Annotated in this window: 20 protein-coding genes and 1 riboswitch; of the genes, 5 read left to right on the plus strand and 15 right to left on the minus strand. The window is 64.3% G+C overall.

The features are described from left to right. Positions 1 to 142: 142 nt before the first annotated feature. From adk to ACE3TQ_RS17820, 6 genes are all read right to left on the minus strand, one after another. Positions 143 to 799, minus strand: coding sequence for an adenylate kinase (gene adk / locus ACE3TQ_RS17795; RefSeq protein ID WP_374583627.1), 657 nt, complete (start codon positions 797 to 799; stop codon positions 143 to 145). 79 nt (positions 800 to 878) lie between these two features. Beyond that, the gene (gene kdsB, locus ACE3TQ_RS17800) at positions 879 to 1637 is read right to left on the minus strand and encodes a 3-deoxy-manno-octulosonate cytidylyltransferase (RefSeq protein ID WP_374583628.1); all 759 of its coding nucleotides are present in this window, start codon (positions 1635 to 1637) and stop codon (positions 879 to 881) included. Positions 1638 to 1640: 3 nt separating this feature from the next. Beyond that, on the minus strand, positions 1641 to 1817 hold the full coding sequence (locus ACE3TQ_RS17805; protein WP_342120554.1) for a Trm112 family protein: 177 nt from the start codon (positions 1815 to 1817) through the stop codon (positions 1641 to 1643). Further along, entirely contained in the window at positions 1798 to 2856 is a 1059-nt protein-coding gene (lpxK, locus tag ACE3TQ_RS17810) for a tetraacyldisaccharide 4'-kinase (protein ID WP_374583629.1), read from the minus strand. The genes ACE3TQ_RS17805 and lpxK overlap by 20 nt, the downstream gene beginning before the upstream one ends. Before the next feature lie 3 nt (positions 2857 to 2859). Continuing rightward, positions 2860 to 3279, minus strand: coding sequence for an ExbD/TolR family protein (locus tag ACE3TQ_RS17815; RefSeq protein ID WP_374583677.1), 420 nt, complete (start codon positions 3277 to 3279; stop codon positions 2860 to 2862). A 21-nt stretch (positions 3280 to 3300) separates the two neighbouring features. Next, entirely contained in the window at positions 3301 to 3906 is a 606-nt protein-coding gene (locus tag ACE3TQ_RS17820; RefSeq protein ID WP_374583630.1) for a MotA/TolQ/ExbB proton channel family protein, read from the minus strand. Positions 3907 to 4822: 916 nt separating this feature from the next. Here ACE3TQ_RS17820 and xseA point away from each other — a divergent pair. The 3 genes from xseA (at position 4823) to ACE3TQ_RS17835 (ending at position 7540) form a co-directional block, all read left to right on the plus strand. After that, a complete protein-coding gene (gene xseA, locus ACE3TQ_RS17825) occupies positions 4823 to 6166 on the plus strand; it encodes an exodeoxyribonuclease VII large subunit (RefSeq protein WP_374583631.1) in 1344 nt (447 codons plus the stop codon). A 66-nt stretch (positions 6167 to 6232) separates the two neighbouring features. Next, positions 6233 to 6811 carry a superoxide dismutase [Fe] gene (gene sodB, locus ACE3TQ_RS17830; protein ID WP_374583632.1) on the plus strand — a complete coding sequence of 193 codons (579 nt, stop codon included), beginning with the start codon at positions 6233 to 6235 and terminating at the stop codon, positions 6809 to 6811. 60 nt (positions 6812 to 6871) lie between these two features. After that, positions 6872 to 7540, plus strand: coding sequence for a hypothetical protein (locus ACE3TQ_RS17835; RefSeq protein ID WP_374583633.1), 669 nt, complete (start codon positions 6872 to 6874; stop codon positions 7538 to 7540). Here ACE3TQ_RS17835 and ACE3TQ_RS17840 read toward each other — a convergent pair whose 3' ends face one another. After that, positions 7541 to 8554 (minus strand): NAD(P)-dependent alcohol dehydrogenase, encoded by a 1014-nt coding sequence (locus ACE3TQ_RS17840; protein ID WP_374583634.1) that lies wholly within the window; start codon positions 8552 to 8554, stop codon positions 7541 to 7543. Positions 8555 to 8660: 106 nt separating this feature from the next. Here ACE3TQ_RS17840 and ACE3TQ_RS17845 point away from each other — a divergent pair, with 106 nt between their 5' ends. Beyond that, a complete protein-coding gene (locus ACE3TQ_RS17845) occupies positions 8661 to 9614 on the plus strand; it encodes a LysR family transcriptional regulator (RefSeq protein ID WP_374583635.1) in 954 nt (317 codons plus the stop codon). Here the strand turns inward: ACE3TQ_RS17845 and ACE3TQ_RS17850 are convergent. The 5 genes from ACE3TQ_RS17850 to ACE3TQ_RS17870 form a co-directional block, all read right to left on the minus strand. Further along, on the minus strand, positions 9551 to 11152 hold the full coding sequence (locus tag ACE3TQ_RS17850; protein WP_374583636.1) for a PepSY-associated TM helix domain-containing protein: 1602 nt from the start codon (positions 11150 to 11152) through the stop codon (positions 9551 to 9553). The genes ACE3TQ_RS17845 and ACE3TQ_RS17850 overlap by 64 nt on opposite strands. Then, complete coding sequence (locus ACE3TQ_RS17855; RefSeq protein WP_374583637.1) at positions 11149 to 11418, minus strand: hypothetical protein; 270 nt, start codon at positions 11416 to 11418, stop codon at positions 11149 to 11151. The genes ACE3TQ_RS17850 and ACE3TQ_RS17855 overlap by 4 nt, the downstream gene beginning before the upstream one ends. Further along, positions 11408 to 11656 (minus strand): hypothetical protein, encoded by a 249-nt coding sequence (locus ACE3TQ_RS17860; RefSeq protein WP_374583638.1) that lies wholly within the window; start codon positions 11654 to 11656, stop codon positions 11408 to 11410. The genes ACE3TQ_RS17855 and ACE3TQ_RS17860 overlap by 11 nt, the downstream gene beginning before the upstream one ends. An 8-nt stretch (positions 11657 to 11664) precedes the next feature. After that, the gene (locus ACE3TQ_RS17865) at positions 11665 to 13803 is read right to left on the minus strand and encodes a TonB-dependent receptor (protein WP_374583639.1); all 2139 of its coding nucleotides are present in this window, start codon (positions 13801 to 13803) and stop codon (positions 11665 to 11667) included. 98 nt (positions 13804 to 13901) lie between these two features. Next, positions 13902 to 14216, minus strand: a complete 315-nt coding sequence (locus ACE3TQ_RS17870) for a hypothetical protein (RefSeq protein ID WP_374583640.1) — start codon at positions 14214 to 14216, stop codon at positions 13902 to 13904. A 297-nt stretch (positions 14217 to 14513) separates the two neighbouring features. Here ACE3TQ_RS17870 and ACE3TQ_RS17875 point away from each other — a divergent pair, with 297 nt between their 5' ends. Then, complete coding sequence (locus tag ACE3TQ_RS17875) at positions 14514 to 15011, plus strand: MarR family winged helix-turn-helix transcriptional regulator (RefSeq protein WP_374583641.1); 498 nt, start codon at positions 14514 to 14516, stop codon at positions 15009 to 15011. An 80-nt stretch (positions 15012 to 15091) separates the two neighbouring features. Here ACE3TQ_RS17875 and ACE3TQ_RS17880 read toward each other — a convergent pair whose 3' ends face one another. The 3 genes from ACE3TQ_RS17880 to ACE3TQ_RS17890 all read right to left on the minus strand — a co-directional run bounded on the left by ACE3TQ_RS17880 (position 15092) and on the right by ACE3TQ_RS17890 (position 18135). Next, positions 15092 to 15403, minus strand: a complete 312-nt coding sequence (locus ACE3TQ_RS17880; RefSeq protein WP_374583642.1) for a hypothetical protein — start codon at positions 15401 to 15403, stop codon at positions 15092 to 15094. 3 nt (positions 15404 to 15406) lie between these two features. Further along, positions 15407 to 16066, minus strand: a complete 660-nt coding sequence (locus ACE3TQ_RS17885; RefSeq protein WP_374583643.1) for a thiol:disulfide interchange protein DsbA/DsbL — start codon at positions 16064 to 16066, stop codon at positions 15407 to 15409. Between the two features lie 125 nt (positions 16067 to 16191). Next, complete coding sequence (locus tag ACE3TQ_RS17890) at positions 16192 to 18135, minus strand: TonB-dependent receptor (RefSeq protein WP_374583644.1); 1944 nt, start codon at positions 18133 to 18135, stop codon at positions 16192 to 16194. A gap of 69 nt (positions 18136 to 18204) precedes the next feature. Then, positions 18205 to 18404, minus strand: a riboswitch (cobalamin riboswitch). Positions 18405 to 18433: the final 29 nt, after the last annotated feature.

Genomic DNA, 18433 nt, shown 5'->3' on the forward strand with positions numbered 1-18433 from the left:
TGCCGCTGCCCGCCCACGGGGGCCGATGGGGATAGACCGCGGGCGCGGGAAAAAAATGGGGACGTACCCCATTTTTCCCGCCTTGCGGGAAAATGGGGTACGTCCCCATTTTTTTCCCGCCCCGCTTTAGCCGCGATGTGTTTTAGCTGGACAGAGCCGCGAATGCGCGTTCGCGGATTTCCTCGACTGGACCAACGCCTTCGATCTTGCGGTACTTCGGCGCACCAGGTTCGCCCGATTTGGCCCACTCGCCGTAATAGCCGAGCAGCACTTCGGTCTGGTTGTGGTAAACGTCCAGGCGTTTCTTGACGGTCTCTTCCTTGTCGTCGTCGCGCTGCACCAGGTCTTCGCCGGTGACGTCGTCCTTGCCTTCGACTTTAGGAGGGTTGAATTTGATGTGGTACACGCGGCCGGAAGCCGGGTGGCTGCGGCGGCCGCTCATGCGTTCGACGATCTGGTCGTCCGGTACGGCGATTTCCAGCACGTAGTCGATGGCAACGCCGGCGTCTTTCATGGCGTCGGCTTGCGCAACGGTGCGCGGGAAGCCGTCGAACAGGTAGCCGTTGGCGCAGTCCGGCGACTTCAGGCGGTCTTTCACCAGGCCGATGATGATGTCGTCGGAAACCAGCTGGCCAGCGTCCATTACTTTCTTGGCGGCCAGGCCCAGTTCAGTACCTTCCTTGATGGCGGCGCGCAGCATGTCGCCGGTGGAAATCTGCGGAATGTTGTACTTTTCCTTGATGAAGTTGGCCTGGGTGCCCTTGCCGGCACCTGGTGCTCCTAACAGAATGAGACGCATGAATGTTCCTAAACGATTTAATAATAATTTTTTGATGATGCCTTAGCCACCTTGCTAGAAACTTACCACAAAAGTTAACCTATACGCCACTTTTGTAGAAAGCCTGCACACGCGCCAGGTCTTCCGGCGTGTCCACCCCTGCTGCCGGGGCGGAATCGGTGACGTGCACCGCAATCGGGTAGCCGTGCCACAGCACGCGCAACTGTTCCAGGGCCTCGATACCCTCCAGCGGCGACACTTCCAGCGCCGGGTAGGCTTGCAGGAAATCGTTGCGGTAGGCGTACAGGCCGATATGGCGCAGCGGTACGTAGCCGGCCGGCAAGGCCGACTTGTCCGTGGCGAAGGCATCGCGGTGCCACGGGATGGTGGCACGGCTGAAATACAGGGCGTTTTCCTGTTTGTCGAGCACCACCTTCACCACGTTCGGGTTGAAGGCGTCGGCCGCGTCGTGCAGCGGATGGGCACAGGTGGCCATCGGCACATCGGCGCCGATACGGGCGGCGGCCGCCTGCAGCAGGTGCGGGTCGATCAGCGGCTCGTCGCCCTGCAGGTTGACCACCACCGCCTGCGGCGCCAGGTTCAGGGCGCGCGCCACCTCGGCGATGCGGTCGGTGCCGGACGGGTGGTCGGCGCGGGTCATGCACACTTCCACCCCGTGCTGTTCGCAGGCTTCTTTAATAGAGGCGTGGTCGGTGGCGACGATGATGCGTTCGGCGCCGGCTTCGCGGGCGCGTTCGGCCACGCGCACCACCATCGGCTTGCCGCCCAGGTCGGCCAGGGGCTTGTTGGGCAGGCGGGTCGAGGCCAGGCGGGCCGGGATGATGACAATGAACGACACCGCTTACTCCGTGGTGTCTGGCAGGGTGCGCGCCTCGTCGGCCCACATGATCGGGATGCCGTCGCGGATCGGGTATGCCAGGCGGTCGCCTTTGCAAATCATTTCCTGGGCTTTTTTGTCGTACTCCAGAGGGCCCTTGCACACAGGGCAGACCAGGATATCAAGCAGGCGTGCGTCCACGTAGTTTCTCCACAATTTGATCGGCCAGCGCCGGGTCGATGCTGGCGCTGACTGGAACGACCCAGATTCTGGGATCGTTGCGTAATTCTTCAATTTGCCAGCATTTTACTGCATCCTTCTCCGTCACCAGAATAATGTCGGCCTCGATGGCGGCGAAGGGGCGGTCCTGGAAGTCGTGATGGTCGGGCAGCGGCAGCTCCTGCGGCTGCAGGCCGGCGGCGCGCAGCATGCCGAAAAAGCGGGCCGGGTTGCCGATGCCCGCCGCGGCGGCCACGCGCAGCCCGGCACCTGCGGCGGCGCGGCGCGCCAGTTCCGCCAGCGGCACCCGCTCGCTGCGGTCGGCCAGGCGTTCGGCCACCTCCCCCGCCAGGCGCATCTGCCACGGCGCGGCGCCGGACGGGGCGACGGCGGCCGCCAGCGCGGGCGTCAGCTGCGCCGCGTTGACCACGGTGAAGTCGCGCCGGCGCGCCGGCGGCTCGCGCAACGGCCCGGCCGGCAGCGTCCAGCCATTGCCGACGCCGCGGCCGTCGAACAGCACGATCTCGATGTCGCGCGCCAGGGCGTAATGCTGCAAGCCGTCATCGGTAACAATCACGTCGACGCCGGGATGGGCCGCCAGCAAGGCGCGGCCGGCGGCGGCGCGGCGGCGCCCGACGAAGACCGGACAGCCGGTGCGGGCGGCGATCAGCACCGGCTCGTCGCCCACTTCGGCAGGCGTCGAAGCGCCGCCGACTTCGCGCGGCGCGGCATCCTTGCTGCCGAAACCGCGCGAGACGACGCCCGGCGAAAAGCCAGCGGCGCGCAGCGCCTCCACCAGCCAGATGGTCAGCGGCGTCTTGCCGGTGCCGCCAATGAAGATATTCCCCACCACGACCACCGGCACCGGCAGCCGCTCGGCCTGCGCCAAACCGGCCGCGAACGCGGCGCGGCGCGCGCCGGCCAGGGCGCGGAACAGCAGCGACACCGGCCACAAGGCGCAGGCCAGCGGCCCGCGCCGCAGCCACTCGCGCGAGAGGGTCGTCTCCAGGGAAGAGGCCATTAACTACTTGGCCTGGGCCGTCTGCGCCTCGAAGGTCACGCGGTCGAAGCCGGCGATGCGCGCCGCCTCCATCACGTTGATCACCATCTGGTGCATCGCAAACTGGTCGGCATTGATCTTCACCACCGGGTTGCCGCCTTTGGCGACGCCCTTCATGTTCTCGGCCAGGCCCGGCACGTCGCGGAACGACACCGGCGTGCCGTTGATGGTGTAGTTGCCTTTGGCGTCCACCGTCACATTCAGGTCGTCCGGCTGCTCCACCGCTTTCTCCGCATCGGCGGTCGGCAGCGTGATTTTCAGCTCGGTGAACTTGCTGTAGGTGGTGGTGATCATCAGGAAGATCAGGATCACCAGCAGCACGTCGATGAACGGGATCAGGTTGATCTCCGGATCTTCGCGCTTCTGGCCGCGGCGGAAATTCATCGCCATAGGATCGATCCTCGCTTACTTGCGGCTGTTGTGGACGATGTCCACGAACTTGACCGCCTGCTGCTCCATGTCGATGACGAAGGAGTCCACCAGCGCGCGGAAGTGGCGGTAGAACACCAGGGTTGGCATCGCGATCGCCAGGCCGAAGCCGGTGTTGTACAGGGCCACGGAGATGCCGTGCGCCAGCTGCGCCGGGTTGGTGCCGGCCGCATTGGTGGAGCCGAAGATCTCGATCATGCCGACCACCGTGCCGAACAGGCCCATCAGCGGGGCCAGGGTGGCGATGGTGCCCAGGGTGGTCAGGAAGCGCTCCAGCTGGTGCGCCACGCCGCCGCCCGCCTCTTCGATCGATTCCTTCATCACATCGCGCGGAGCGTTAACATTTCGCAACGCTGCCGAAAGGACAACACCGAGCTGCGACGACTTTTCCAGCTTCTCGATGATCTCAGGCGTGATATTGCCGCTGCGGTAAACGCGCACAACTTCGTCCAGCAGGGTCTTGGGAATGATGCGGGTGCGGCGGAGATACATCAGGCGCTCAATGATCAGCGCGGTGGCAACAATGGAAGCGATCAGCAGAGGCCAGATGGGCCAGCCGGCGGCCTGGAAAATTGCGAGCAAGACGTACTCCTGTGAAAGAAATCCTAAACGCGCAATGTAGCCTGTTGGAGCTTATCCGGCAAGTGTGCGCTTTCTTCACATTTTCTGTGGACAAGATTGTTGGCAAGCCCAGCATTAGCACCTAAGCCCATGATTTCACTATGATTTTTTCTAATGCAAAAAATTTCATCAGCTTCCAAGGGTGGCGGTTCTGCACATATTCTGTGGACAATATTGTGGGGAAGGAAGGCTTTTATATGCTAAGCCATTGATAGGAAACAGAATTATTCTCAAGCACAAAAAATGCGCAATGGCATTTTTCACAGCTTGACCACTTGTGCACTTCCCCACATATTCTGTTGATAAGATTGTGAGCAAGGCCACACCAGCATGCCAAAGTCCTTGATTCATAAGCACATTCTTGCCATGCGTAAAAATTCCGCACCGAAATGTCCACTCCGGGGTCAGGAACAAAACTGGACATTTCTTGGCCTTCTGCACAAATTCTGTGGACAATATTGTGAGCAAGGCGACAGGAGGCGGGGGAAGTCTTTGATTCTCAAGAACATTCCGCTCACGCCTATTTTTTAGGCAGCTTTTTCCACGCAATTTTTCCCACAAGTTCTGTGGATAAAATTGTTAGCAAGGGACAGACTGGAGTGCCAAGTCCTTGATTTCTAAAATGAAAGTTACCCTGCAAACATTTTCATCAGGCCAATTTTGCTACGGCTGAGTTCCTCACATATTCTGTGGATATCTTTGTGCGTAACAGACCAGGGCTAGCGGAAAGTCCTTGATCTATAAGGAAATTCGTAAATTGCCCGCTAATGTAGCATTGGCGTTTACCCTTAATAATCATGTGTTTACAAAAAATGCTTGCAGTATGAAGTGATATATGACATAAGCATGACCGCTTTCAAGAAGTGTGGACAGGTCCATGATCAACAGCCCCGAACCGAACCAGGTCATCTCCGTTAGCGCCCTGAACCAGGCGGTTGCCCGTCTGCTGGAGCGCTCTTTCCCCCTGCAGTGGATATCTGGGGAAATCTCGAATTTCACCCGCGCCAGTTCCGGCCATTGGTACTTCACGCTCAAGGATGACGCGGCGCAGGTGCGCGCCGTTATGTTCCGCGGCCGCGCCCAGTACGCAGGCTTCGTGCCGCGCGAGGGCGACAAGGTGGAAGTAAGGGCCTTGGTCACCCTGTACGGGCCGCGCGGTGACTATCAGATCAATGTGGAAGCGATCCGCCGCGCCGGCGTCGGCTCGCTGTTCGAGGCCTTCCAGCGCCTGAAGGAGCGGCTGGCGGCGGCGGGCCTGTTCGCGCCCGAGCGCAAGCGGGCACTTCCGTTGTTTCCACGCACTATTGGCATTGTGACCAGCCCGCAGGCGGCGGCCCTGCGCGACGTGCTGATCGCGCTGCGGCGCCGGGCGCCGCATGTGCAGGTAGTGCTCTACCCTACCCTGGTACAGGGCCAGCAGGCCGGCGCGCAGATTGCGGCGGCTATCGATACCGCTTCGCGCCGCGCCGAATGCGATGTGCTGCTGGTGGTGCGCGGCGGCGGCAGCATGGAGGACCTGTGGTGCTTTAACGAGGAAGTGGTCGCTTACGCCGTGGCGAATTGCGCGGTGCCGGTGGTATCCGGCGTGGGCCACGAAACCGACTTCACGATCTGCGATTTCGCGGCCGACGTGCGCGCCGCGACGCCCACGGCGGCGGCCGAACTGGCGGCCACCCCGCGCGCCGACTGGCTCGGCTCCCTGCGCGCCGATGCCACCGACCTGCGCCGCGCCATGCGCCGCGCGCTGGGCGACGCCGCGCAAAACCTGGACAACCTGCAGCGCCGCCTGCTCAGCCCCACCGCGCGCATCGCGCAGCAGCGCCTGCAGCTGAAGGCTTTGTCCACCGCCATGATGCATGCCACCCGCAACCCGCTGCAGCAGTCGCGCTTTACCGTGGACCGGCTGGCGGCGCGGTTGGCGGCGCGCAAACCCGACCCGTCCGCGGCGCGGGCGGCCATGGCGGCGCTGCAGCACCGGGCCGGCGCCAGCATGCGCGGCCAGCTGGCGCAGCGGCGCGATGCGCTGAACGCCCTGTCGGCGCAGCTGGAGCTACTGAATCCCCAGCGCACGCTGGAGCGCGGCTACGCCATCGTCACCGATGCCGCCGGCGCCGTGCTGCGCGACCCGGCCCACATCAAACCGGGCCAGGCGCTGGGCGTGCGCCTGGCGCAGGGCAGCGCCGAAGTCGGCGTGGCCTCGGTGCAACCGACGCTCACCTAGCGTTCGTATTACAATAGTGGCCGTTTCGGCAAAAATAACTTTTCGTCTCATTCAAAGGAAACATTCATGGAACATACCCTGCCACCACTGCCGTATGCAATGGACGCGCTGCAGCCGCACATCTCCAAGGAAACCCTGGAATTCCACTACGGTAAGCATCACCAGGCTTATGTCACCAACCTGAACAACCTGATCAAGGGTACCGAGTTCGAGAACCTGTCCCTGGAAGAAATCGTGAAGAAGTCCTCCGGCGGCGTGTTCAACAACGCAGCCCAGGTCTGGAACCACACCTTCTACTGGAACTGCATGGCGCCAAACGCCGGCGGCGCGCCGACCGGTGCCCTGGCTGACGCGATCAACGCCAAGTTCGGTTCCTTCGACAACTTCAAGGCTGAATTCACCAAGTCCTGCGTGGGCAACTTCGGTTCCGGCTGGACCTGGCTGGTGAAGAAGGCCGACGGTTCGGTTGAAATCGTCAACACCTCCAACGCTGCCACCCCGCTGACCGGCGCCGACAAGCCGCTGCTGACCTGCGACGTGTGGGAACACGCTTACTACGTTGACTACCGCAACGCCCGTCCGAAGTACGTTGAAACGTTCTGGAACCTGGTGAACTGGAACTTCGTGGCCCAGCAATTCGCTTAATTGCGGCGCTGTGCTCAATGAAGAAAGCCCGCAACCGCGGGCTTTTTTTCAGGTGTGATCATGCAAAAATCGCAAGAAACCATCGATCTGCGCCGCACCGGCGCGATCGTCGCGCTGGCAGGCATTGTGCAGGCGGCACTGGCCATGGCGAACGCGCCGGCCGGCAGCTTCCACCTCCAGTTCGCCAACGTCAATATCCTGTTCGGGATACTGATCGCGTTCGGCAATGTGCGCGCCCTTTCCGCTGTGCGCTGGCTGGCCTGGCTTTGCCTGATGCCGGCTGCCCTGCTGCTGCTTGCGGGCTTCCTGCTGCAGCCGGCAGGCCTGCTGATGGCGCAGCTGCGCTTCATCCCGTCCGCCTTGTTCCGGGAAACCGCCACCCAGCTGATTTCCCTTGCGATGGTGCTGTTCATCCTGCGCCAGCTTGGCAGCACGCCGATGCTGGAAGCGCGCGCGGCGCTGGGCCGCAAGGTGCGCGATATGCGCATTCCCCTGGGACTGGGCGCGGTGCTGGCGGTGGCCGTGGCCGGCTTGCAGGCGGCGGCCGTGCACAGCGCCGATGCGGAGCATGCCGTGCAGCTGGCGCAAGCGGAAATGGGCCCGCAATACGAATACTTTGCGAGCCACATCCATTTCGAGTTCGGCGCCAACAGCCGGGTAATGGCCCGCGTACAGCTGTGGAACGACCGGGAACTGCGCGAGATCCCGGTCCAGTGGCGCAAACCCTGATTAAACGCTGATCACCACTTTGCCGAAGTGGTTGCCCGAAGCCAGGTGCTGGTAGGCTTCGCGCGCCTTGTGGATGTCGAACACGCTATCCACCACCGGCTTGATGTTGCGCTGGGCGACCAGGCGCGACAAGTCTTCCTGCATGGCGCGGCTGCCGACGTAGATGCCGCTCATGTTCTTGCCGCCCACCACCAGGCCAAGCAGCTGGATGCCGGTTTCAAAGCCGCCGCCCAGGCCGCCGATCACGGCCACCTTGCCGCCCATGGCGACGGCGGCGATGGAGCGCGCCAGCGTGCCCTGCCCGCCCACTTCCAGCACCAGGTCGACGCCTTTGCCGCCGGTGGCGCGCAGCACTTCTTCCTGCCACTCCGAGTTCTTGCGGTAGTTGACCAGCACGTCCGCGCCCAGTGCGCGCGCCCTTTCCAGCTTGGTGTCGCTGGACGAGGTGACGATGGTGCGCACGCCCGCCGCGCGCGCCAGCTGCAGCGCCCACACCGAGACGCCGCCGGTGCCCAGCAGCAGTACGGTGTCGCCGGCTTTCACGCCGCCTTCGACGAACAGCGCATTCCAGGCGGTGACGCCGGCGCAAGTCAGGGTCGCCGCTTCTTCGTAGCTGAGGTGGGCCGGCACGGCGCTCAGACCGTCTTCGTGGATCACCAGCTCCTCCGCCAGCACGCCCTTGCCGCCGGCGCCCAGCGTTGCGGCCGTCTTCTCCGGGCTCACTTTGCCCTCCACCCACTCGGGGAAGAAGTTGGTGGCGACGCGGTCGCCGACGCGGAAGCGCGTGACGCCAGGGCCGACTTCCATCACTTCGCCGGCGGCATCGGAACCCGGCACCACGGCGCCTTCGCCGGAAGTCGGGTAGGTACCGTGCGCCACCATCAGGTCGCGGTAGTTCAGGGCCACGGCGCGCACCTTGACGCGCACTTCATGGTATTGCAATGCCTGCTGTGGCAGCTGGACGTGCTGCAGGCTGTCGATGCCGGCGCCGGGGGTAATGTGGTAAGCATGCATGGGAAGCTCCTTGGTATTTGTGTTGAGGTGGAAAGAACTATATAGTTTCCCCGGACTCCACAGTGGTGGAGTTTTCTCAACAAATTGTCAACCAAATGGAAACAATATGAATGAGCGTTTGAACGGCATCAACGTCTTCGTGCATGCGGTGGAAGCGGGCAGCTTTTCCGCCGCCGCGGTGCGCCTGCACCAGACCCGTTCGGCCGTGGCCAAGACCATCGCCCGCCTGGAGGAACGCCTGGGCGTGCGCCTGTTCCACCGCACCACGCGCAGCCAGAGCCTGACCGAAGCCGGCGAGTCCTACTACGAACGCTGCGTGCGCGCGCTGGCCGAACTGGACGCCGGCGAAGCCTGCATCGGCAGCGGCCGCAGCGAGCCGACCGGGCGCCTGCGCGTCAGCGTGCCGGTGCTGTTCGGGCGCCAGTTCGTGGCGCCGCTGATGCTGGAACTGGCGCGCCGCTACCCCAAGCTGGCGCTCGACATCTCATTCAACGACCGGGTGGTGGATTTGATTGAGGAGGGTTTCGACATCGGCCTGCGCGTGGGGCCGCTGGCCGACAGCAGCACGCTGGCCGCGCGCCGCCTGGGCCAGCAGCGCATGCTGATCTGCGCCGCGCCGTCCTACCTGGCGCGGCATGGGCGGCCGGCGCAGCTGGATGACGTCACGCGCCACGATGGCATCCTCTACGCGCGCGGGCGGCTGGTGAAGGCATGGGAAATCGCGACGCCGGGCGAGAAGCCGCGCGACCTGCTGCCGGTACAGCGCCTGATGTTCGACGACCTGCAGGTGATCGCCGATGCCGCCGCGGCGGGCATGGGGCTGGTGTGGCTGCCGTGCTGGCTGGTGGCGCCCTATGTCAAACGCGGCGAACTGGAAGTACTGTTCGACTGCGGCGAGCTGGAAGCGTCGCAAATGCACCTGGTTTGGCCGCATACGCCGTATATGCCGGCCAAACTGCGCGTCGCCATCGATACCCTGCTCGAAGTGACGCCGATCTATCTGGCCAAGGCCGAAGCCTCGCCCGCCATTGCTCCAGCCTCGCCAGCCGCTGGCGCCTGAGGCGCCGCCGTCGCCTGCAAGCTCCACACGCTGGCCGGGTCGCCATGCAGGCCGCGCCGCAGCACCGCGCGCGCCATGCGCGCGAAGCCGATAGCGAACGAAACGGCGATGGCGGCGGCGCCTGGCATGATCCATTGCCCCGCCAGCGCAGCGCTGACCGGATCAAGGCCGCTGCGCCACCACTGGGCCAATGGCAGCGCCGCGCACAGCGCCGCGCAAAGCCACAGCAGTTCATGCGCGGCGCGCGCCGGCGGCCGCACCAGGGCCCACAGCACGGCCAGCCCGAACACGCCGTAGTAGGCATACTCCTCCGCCTGCACGCCGCCGATGGTCTTATTGACCAGCAGGAGCGCGCCAATGCCCGCCACGCTGCCCAGGCAGACGCCCAGGGTCAGCCCCGCCATCAGGCGCGCGCTGCGCTTCTGCAGGCCCTGCCGCTTGCGGCGCGACTCGATCCACAGCAGGTTGCCGCTGTAGAACAGGAAAGCCCCCGCCATGCCCAGCACGAAGTAGACCCACTTCAGCGCATAGCCGCCGAAATTCCCGAAATGCAGCGACTGCAAGCCGCGCAGGAAAACATTGCCCGGGCTGGCATTTTGCGGCGTGACCAGGCGCTTGATGCTGCCATCGCTGGTGCTGGCGACGACCGCCGTCAGGCGCGTCAGCTGGCCGGCCGGCGCTTCGCCGTAAGCCTCCACCTGCCCCGCCGCATCGCCGATGTGGTGATAGCGCAGGTGATAGAAACGGGTGCCAGGCGCAGCGCGTTCCAGCCCCGCGATCAGTTCCGGCGCCGGCAGCACGGCCGCCGGCTTGCCGCTCGGCTTGACCGGCGCGCTCAGCGCGATGTCGTCCTGCACCAGGTTGAGCAGCTTGCCCTCGAAGACCAGGTACTGGAACGGCGCCATCAAGAGCACGCCCAGCGCCAGCACCGCGCTGCTCCACGCGAACAGGATATGGAATGGCAGCGACAGGATGCCGATCGCATTGTGCGCGTCCTGCCACATGCGCTTCAGGTTCTTGCCGACGCGCAGCGCAAACAAGTCCTTCAGGAAGCCCGGTGCGTACAGCACCACGCCCGACACCAGCGCCAGCCCGTACAGCACGCACACCACGCCCAGCACATAACCGCCCCACGCCTCCGGTAAGCCGGCCGTGTAATGCAAGCGGTACAGCAGGTGCGCCAGTTCCGACTCGTGCTTTTGCTCCACCAGCTCACCTTGCGGCGAGAGCTGGAATTCGCGTTCATGACCATGGTCACCATAGCTGATGCGCAGCTCGGGCTCGGCCTCGGTCGGCAATCCCAGGGCGAAGCTCTTGCGGCCCTCCGGGTGTGCGGCCAGGAAAGCGTCGATCAACTGCTGCGCCCTGGCCGTGCTTTCCATCGGCGCCGTTTGGGCCGAGGGGGTTTCCCAGATTTCCAGCTCCTCGTGGAAAACCGTCAGCGCGCCGGCGAAGAAGGCGATGAACAGGCCAAAGCCCGCCAGCAGCCCGCTCCAGGTGTGCAGCGCCATATAGTTGCGCAGGGTAGCCGCCTTCATGCCGCCACCCGCGCCAGTCCGCTGGCCTTCAGCACATGCATCAAGCCGTACACGCCGGCCGTTGCGCTGCCCATCCACAGCCAGGCGCGCCAGCCGTTGCGGCACTGGAAGGCCAGCGCCATCACGCCAACCCAGGCCAGGAAAAACACCAGCAGCAAAGGCAAGGTCCAGGTGCGCTGGTCGCGCAGCAGCAGGACCAGGATGCCGACCATGCCGGCCGCCAGCGGCATGCCGAGGAAAGTGGCGGCGCTTGCTTTACCCAGCATGGCGCATCCTCCGGTAAGCATTCAGGTAAGGCAGCAGCACCATGCCGAGCATGAAGGCTGTCAGCGCGATGAAGAAGCCGGGCCAGAAGCCGTAGTCCAGCGCGGCCAGCGCCACGGCGCCCGGCAGCAGCGGCAGCCAGGCCAGGCGCAGCGCCTTGCGCCCGCCCTGCTGCGGCGAGGCGAAGGCCAGGCAGGCCCCGCCCAGCAAGGCAGCGATTACAGAGATCAGTGTCATCATGGCGTGCCTCAGATCTTCCCTTCCAGGCCGAAGGCCAGCTTACGCCCATGGCCCATGATCACGCTATGCCGGCCCGGCACCGAGTTCAGGTGGTTGTAGATGATGTAATCGCGGTCGAGCAGGTTGCTGCCGCTGGCGAATGCCGTTAGCCCGTTGGCAAAGCTGTACGCCAGCTTGCCGCCCAACAGCAGGTGGCTCTGGTTGCTGGTCAGGTTGTCGGCATTGCTGAAACCTTTGGCTTCATACGCCAGGTGCAGGTTGGCCAGCAGGCGGCCAGGGGTCCAGTTGAAACCAGCCGACTGCGTGCGGCGCGGCGATCGCGCGAACTCGTTGCCGGTGAAGTCGCCCTGCGGCGATTTGAAGTCCAGGAACTCGGTGTGCGAGAAGCCCAGCGCGCCGAACACTTCCAGCTCGCGCGTCATGGCGCGGCGCGCTTCCAGCTCCAGCCCCATCAGGCGCGAGCGGCCCGCGTTGACGATGAAGTTGTCGATGCTGTTGCGCGCCATGTTCACCTGCTGGTCGCTCCAGTCGATGCGGTACAGGTTGGCGCTGACGAAGGTGCGCTGCGGCAGCGCGCCTTTCAGCGACAGGTCGTAGTTCTTCGTGTACTCCGGGCCATAGGCATTGGCGCCGCGCTGGTAGCTGTAATCGACGCCGCCGGTGCGGTAGCCGCGCTGCACGGTCAGGCCGGCCACCCACTCCGGCGACAGGGCGTAGCGCGCGCCGAACTTCGGCAGCCACACGCCGGCATCGCTGGCCAGGTGCTGTACGCCGTCCGGGCCGAAGGCGCCGGCCGCGATCAGTTTCTGGAAGACCTGGCGCGCCATCGGCGTGGTGCCGCTGGTGACGGTGCCGATCGTGCGCTCCTGCTTTTCGGCGTCGTAGCGCAAGCCGGCGGTCAGGGTCAGCGCGCCCACGCCGTAGTCGGCCTCGCCGAACACGGCGCGGCTGCGCACCTTGCCGCTTTCGTCGTTGCGGCGTTCGATGAAATCGGCGCTGAACATCGCTTCGCAAGCGGCCACGCTCGGGCACTGGCCGATCATGTCCAGCACATAGGACAGCGGCACGCGGTAGCCCTTGTCGGCGCCGGTGCGTTCATGCGAATAGTAAGCGCCAAGCACGCCTTTCAGCTTGCCCTGCCCCAGCGCGGTATCGAAATTGGCGCGTATTTCCTGGGTCAGCTGGCGGTTGCTGTAGATGCCGCCGTGCGTGCCCTGGTTCAGCTCCGTCATGTCGTAATCGCCATCGCGGTCGAAGCGGCTGTTGGCCCAGGTGGTCAGCAGCGTGAAATCGGCGCCGAAGGCGCGCAGGGTTTGCTCCAGCGCGCCATTGCGGCTGCGGTTGCGCGCCCTGCTGCTTTCATTGGCCAGGGCGATGCGCTCGCGCGGGTCGCGCGTCACGGCTTCCACCTGGCGGTCGCCCTTCTCGAACTGCTCTTCCGACAGCGAGAACAGGGCCTGGTAGTTGTCGCCCCATGGCGTCAGGCGCAGGCGGGCGCGCACATTGTGGCCATCTTCGCGCGCCCAGTTGCGGTCGCGCCGCGTCGTGTTGTGGATTTCGCCATCGCTATGGCGCTTCTCGGCACTGATGCGCAGCGCCGCCACGTTCTCGCTCAGCGCGCCGCCGCCGGCCAGCGCGATGCGGCGCAGGCCATCGCTGCCCATGGCGGCACGGGCCGCGAAATCGGTCTTGTCGGACGGCAGGCGCGAACGGATCACCACCGCGCCGGCCAGCGAGTTGCGCCCCTGGTTGGTCGATTGCGGGCCGCGCAGCACTTCCACGCGCTCCATGTCCCAGGCGCTCATGTAATCGATATCCTGGGCAAAGCCGCCCTGCGGCACGCCATCGATGGTGATGGTCACGGTCTGGCCGCTGCCGCCGGTGGCGCCGGTCAGCGGGATCCCGCGCAGCGCCAGGCCGGCCGCGGTGCTGACGTTGGCCATCTGGCTGACCACATCTTCAATGGTTTCATTCCCCGCATTCTCGATCTGGCGCCCGGTGCGGATGCCGATACTGGCGTTGCTGTCGATTTCGGCGCGGCGCAGCTTGTCGCCGCTGATGATCACGGTGTCGAGGTGTTGCTGGGCCAGCGCAGGGGCGGCCAGCAGCACGCCCGCCAGGGCGGCAACGATGGACTTCAACTTCATAATTCCCTTTATTGCAATTGTAAATAATAATCAATTGCAATAATAAATGATAATCATTCTCATCAAAAGGGAAATGTTTACAAAGTTGACATTGCCGCTCACTTGCCGCGTTCGGCGTCGCCCTGCCCTGGCTCGCGGCGCTCGGGCATGCTCTCAATGTGGTCGGTATCGATATCGGCGCCGTCCGGCGCTGGCGTATCGCGCTCCACGCTGGCGCGCTCGCCGGTGCCCTGGCGGTCGGAATCGCTATCGAGTTCCGTATCGCCCGGCCCGCCCGGCAGCGCCCCTTGCAAGTCGCTGCCGGAATCGGACGAATCGCTGGGGCCGAGCGCCCCGGTGCCGTGCCCCTTGTGGATCTCGCGATCCGGGCGCCCCGGAAGGTTGTCCGGGTCTAAAGTACTGTTGCCTGACATGGTGACCTCCTGTTTCCTTTAATTTAATGTTTTCCGGGTTCAGGGGGCGCAGTGTTGGAAGATGCCAACACAGTTGTGAAACATTTGTTCCACAACTTCTTATTTGGCAAAACTCAAGCAATGCCGAACTTTAGATGCAGGTATAAGGTTTTCCCAATATGTAACTTGCAAAAAAGATGCAACATTTCGTTACAGTGGAAGCGCACAAAACGTTTGATGCAGATCAAAAGGGTATTTACCTTAGGTCAACACTAGTACAATTCAGGCTTGAACAAATTGCACAGGAGTGCCTGCAAGATGAGTAGTTTTGACGCAACCAACAAGCGCCTGAAAAACATTCATACTCGCATCCCGGAGTTCCCGGAAGACTTGGTACGCCTGCTGCGCATGACCTATCACGTCCAGAAACGCATGAAGGATCTGGCGAATTCGGTATTGCGCAAGTACGACCTGGTCGATGCCAGCTATATGGTGCTGGCGGTGCTGTATGGATCGGAGAACGAGACTTCGACCGCTTCCAACCTCGGCGAAGCCTGCATGGAAAAGCCGGCCAACCTGACCCGCGTCTGCAACGACCTGGAAGCCCAGGGCCTGATCACCCGCGGCAACCGCCCGGGCGACCGCCGCTGCGTGATGATCACGCTGACGGAAGCCGGCCGCAACCTGATCGAACAGGTGATGCCGGAAGTCTGGTCGCGCACCACGCGCGCCTACGACGGCTACAACGGCGACGACATCCGCGTGCAGGAACAGCTGTTCAAGCGCCAGCTCGCCAACCTCGACGTCGCAGCCTGACTTGGCGAAAAAAAATGGGGACGTACCCCATTTTTTCGCTGCGCGAAAAAAAATGGGGTACGTCCCCATTTTTTTTCGGCTTACTTCTGCGGCGTGGTGTGCTTCATGGCATACCAGAGGTGCTGCCACCAGTGCTCGCGCGAGTGCACGGTCAGCAGGCAGGTGCGGTCGATCTCTTCCTTGAAGACCTGGTCGCGGCATTGCTTGTTGGCCAGGGCATTGCGCTGGTTCTCAGCATTGACCACGGCCAGCACCAGCCAGAACACCAGGCCGGCCAGCAGCACGACCAGGGTCCAGGCCAGGTGGTTGACCCAGGTGCGCCCGACCAGGCCGGCCTCGTCTGGGGCCGATTCCCGGTACGCGCGCATCACGCCTTCTTCACGTTGATCCATGGTTTACTTTTTCGTGGCGGCAGCCTTGGCAACCAGGTAATCCACCACCGCCAGCGCGGCGGCGTGGTGCTGGCTTTCCGGCAGGCCCGGACGGCCGGCCATCGACGGCGAGGTGACGTAGCGGCCGTCAACCACCAGGGTCGGGGCGGAGTCCACGCCTTTGTACTGGCCGATGGTGGCTGCCATACGCTTCATTTTAGACTCGACGCCGAAGGATTTGTAGGCCGCTTCAAACTTGGCCTTGTCGACACCGGCGCTGGCCAGGAAGGCAAACATCTCGTCTTCGCGCATCAGGCGCTTGTGGTCGACGTGCATGGCGTTGAAGATCTTCTGGCTGACCGTTTCGGCCAGGCCCATCGATTCCAGCGTGACGTAGGTGCGCGCCAGCACATCTTTTTCGCTGCGCGCGAAGTGCAGGCGGCGGAAGTGCACCTTGTCGGCATTCTGCTTGACCCAGGCCGACATTTTCGGCTCGAGCGCGAAGCAGTGCGGGCAGGAATACATGAAGAACTCGACCACTTCGACTTTCTTGCCCTGCGCTTCGCTGCGCACAGGGGTGTCGAGGGTGCGCCAGTCCACGCCCTCTTTCGGGTCGGCGGCGGAGGCGCCGGCGGCGGTGAACATCAGGACGGCGGAGGCAAGCAGGAGGCGCAGCAGACGCATGGTGATCCTTACAGGGAAATAGTAAACGCAGCGAGATTACCATTTTTTGCGCCCTGTGATCAGCCCCGCGGCCCAAATTGGCGCCAACGGGGCTGCTTTAAGCCGGCTTTAAGCGCCGGCAGCGCTTAGAAGTCGTAGCGCGCGGAGACTTTCACCTGGCGCCCGTTGTCCGGGTAGATGCCGCTGCGGCAGCCGAAGGCCTGGTTGTAGTAGTCCTTGTCGAGCAGGTTCAGTGCGCTCAGCGCCAGCTCCCACTGGCCGAATTTGCGCGCGTAGCGGCCATCGACCGTGGTGTAGGCCGGGATGCGCGCGCTGCAGCTGTTGCTGAAGTCGCTGCCGACGCGCTGCTGGGCCACGCGCTGCACGCCGAGGTCGGCGCTCTGGCCGTCGCCCGGCAGCCAGGCCAGGCGCACGGTGGTGATGTGCTTCGGCACCAGCGGCACTTCGCGGCCGGCATTGCCGCCGGCGCGGAACTTGGCGTCCACCTGCTGGTAGTGGCCCTGCACTTCCCACATGCCGCCGAAGCGGTAGCTGCCGTCCAGCTCAAAACCTTTGCGCTCGGTCGGGGCCAGGTTGGTGTTGGCGCCAAACAGGCCGGCGGTCGGGTCGTAATAGATCTCGTTGTCCAGCTTGTGGCGGAACAGGCGCGCATCGACCTTGGCCGCGCCCAGCACGTAACCGAGGCCGATCTCGCTGTCGTGCGAGGTCTGGGTTTCCAGCGGCTTGTTGGCTTGCGGGGTGTAGGCGTTTTCGTCGGAGGTGGCGACGCGGTAGCTCTGGCCGGCCTTGGCCCAGGCGGTCAGGCCCGGCGCGGCCAGCATGCTGCCCTGCAGCTCCCAGGCGTTGTGCGCCTGCTTGATGCTGTAGGTGGCGCTGGTGAACGGCGCCGGGTCGACCGAGTCCTTGTCGAACAGCTCGCGGCGCACGCCGGCGGCCAGGCGCACCTGCTGCGCGCCGGCGAACTTCACTTCATCGCGCAGGTAGAAGGCCTTGCTGCGCTGGGTGGCGTCGGCGGCCGAATAGTCGGAATGGGTGACGCGGTTCCAGCGGCCGAAGTCGAAGCCGGCCACCAGCTCGTTCAGCAGGCCGTCGAACTGCGCCAGGTGGCGCACGCGCGGCGAGAACTGGGTCTGCTTGCTGTCGTACACCGACTTGGAGCCGAAGTAGGTCGCTTCCACATCCTTGGTGCGGTGCGCCAGTTCGGCCGCCAGGTCGAAGGCGCCGACCTTGCGTTCCCAGGCGGCGGTGTAGCGGTCGCTGTCCATCTTGCCGAAATCGTCCGGGGTCTTGGTCTGGCGCGGGTTGGCCAGGAACTCGGCTTCGTTCAGGCTGCCGGCGAAGCGCTGGTCCTGGCGCGCGATGTCGGCACGCAGCGACAGGCGGCCGAAGTCGCCGTTGAACTGCACGCCGCCGTTGAAGCGCGACTGCTTGAATGCATTGTTCTTGCGGTAGTTGTCGGTGCGCTGGTGGGCGGCCGAGGCGTCGATCGCCACGCCGTCGAAGCCCTGCACCGCGCCCAGGCGCACGTCGGCGCTGTCGAACCGGCCCAGTTCGGCGAACATGCTGCCGCCGCGCGCGCCCGCTTTCGGGCGCTTGGTGACGATGCTGATCACGCCGCCGGTGGCGCCTTCGCCATACAGCACGCTGGCGCCGCCGCGCATGATGTCGATGCGCTCCACCAGGTCGATCGGGATGGTGGACAGGGTGGCCGGGGTCAGCTCGTTCTCGTTCATGCGCACGCCGTCCAGCACCACCACCACGTTCTGGTCGCTGGTGGCGCCGAAGCCGCGCAGGTCGAGGCTGAAATCGGGGCTGCCGGTCAGGCTCTGGCGGCCGTACACGCCGCCGATCTTGCGCAGCGCCTGGTTCACGTCGGTCACGCCGGCACGGCGGATCTCAGCGGCGGTAATGGTGCTGGCGCCGATCGGCAGCAGCGACGGGTCGCTGGCGAAGCGCGCGCCGCTGATCACGATGGTCTGGGAATCCTGGGTGTTCTGGGCCGCGGCAGGCGCGGCGAAGCACAGGGCAAGGGCTGCAGCCAGTGCGCAGCGTGGGGAGAAAATGGTCATGACATGCGAATCGAAAAAGTATCCGCCTGCGTCCCCGCAGCCGGAATCCACAGAAGTCGCGCCGCGCGGGCGCGCTTCCACCTCCCTGGCCGGTATCCGGGCTGGCAAGACTGACCGGGCCACCTTCCTATGCGGCTGCATAGTGGTCATTGGCGCGGCCTGCCGTCGGGACGACGGCGCTTGCGTACCGTTGCGGGGGCAGCACATTGCGTTTCCCGTTTAACTGCTCCCATGAACAGGGAGCGGGCACCAGGGCGCGCACATTATACGCTGCTTAAAAATCGCATGAAAGTTTGGT

Source organism: Pseudoduganella sp., from assembly GCF_041914865.1.
Lineage (GTDB): Bacteria > Pseudomonadota > Gammaproteobacteria > Burkholderiales > Burkholderiaceae_D > Rugamonas.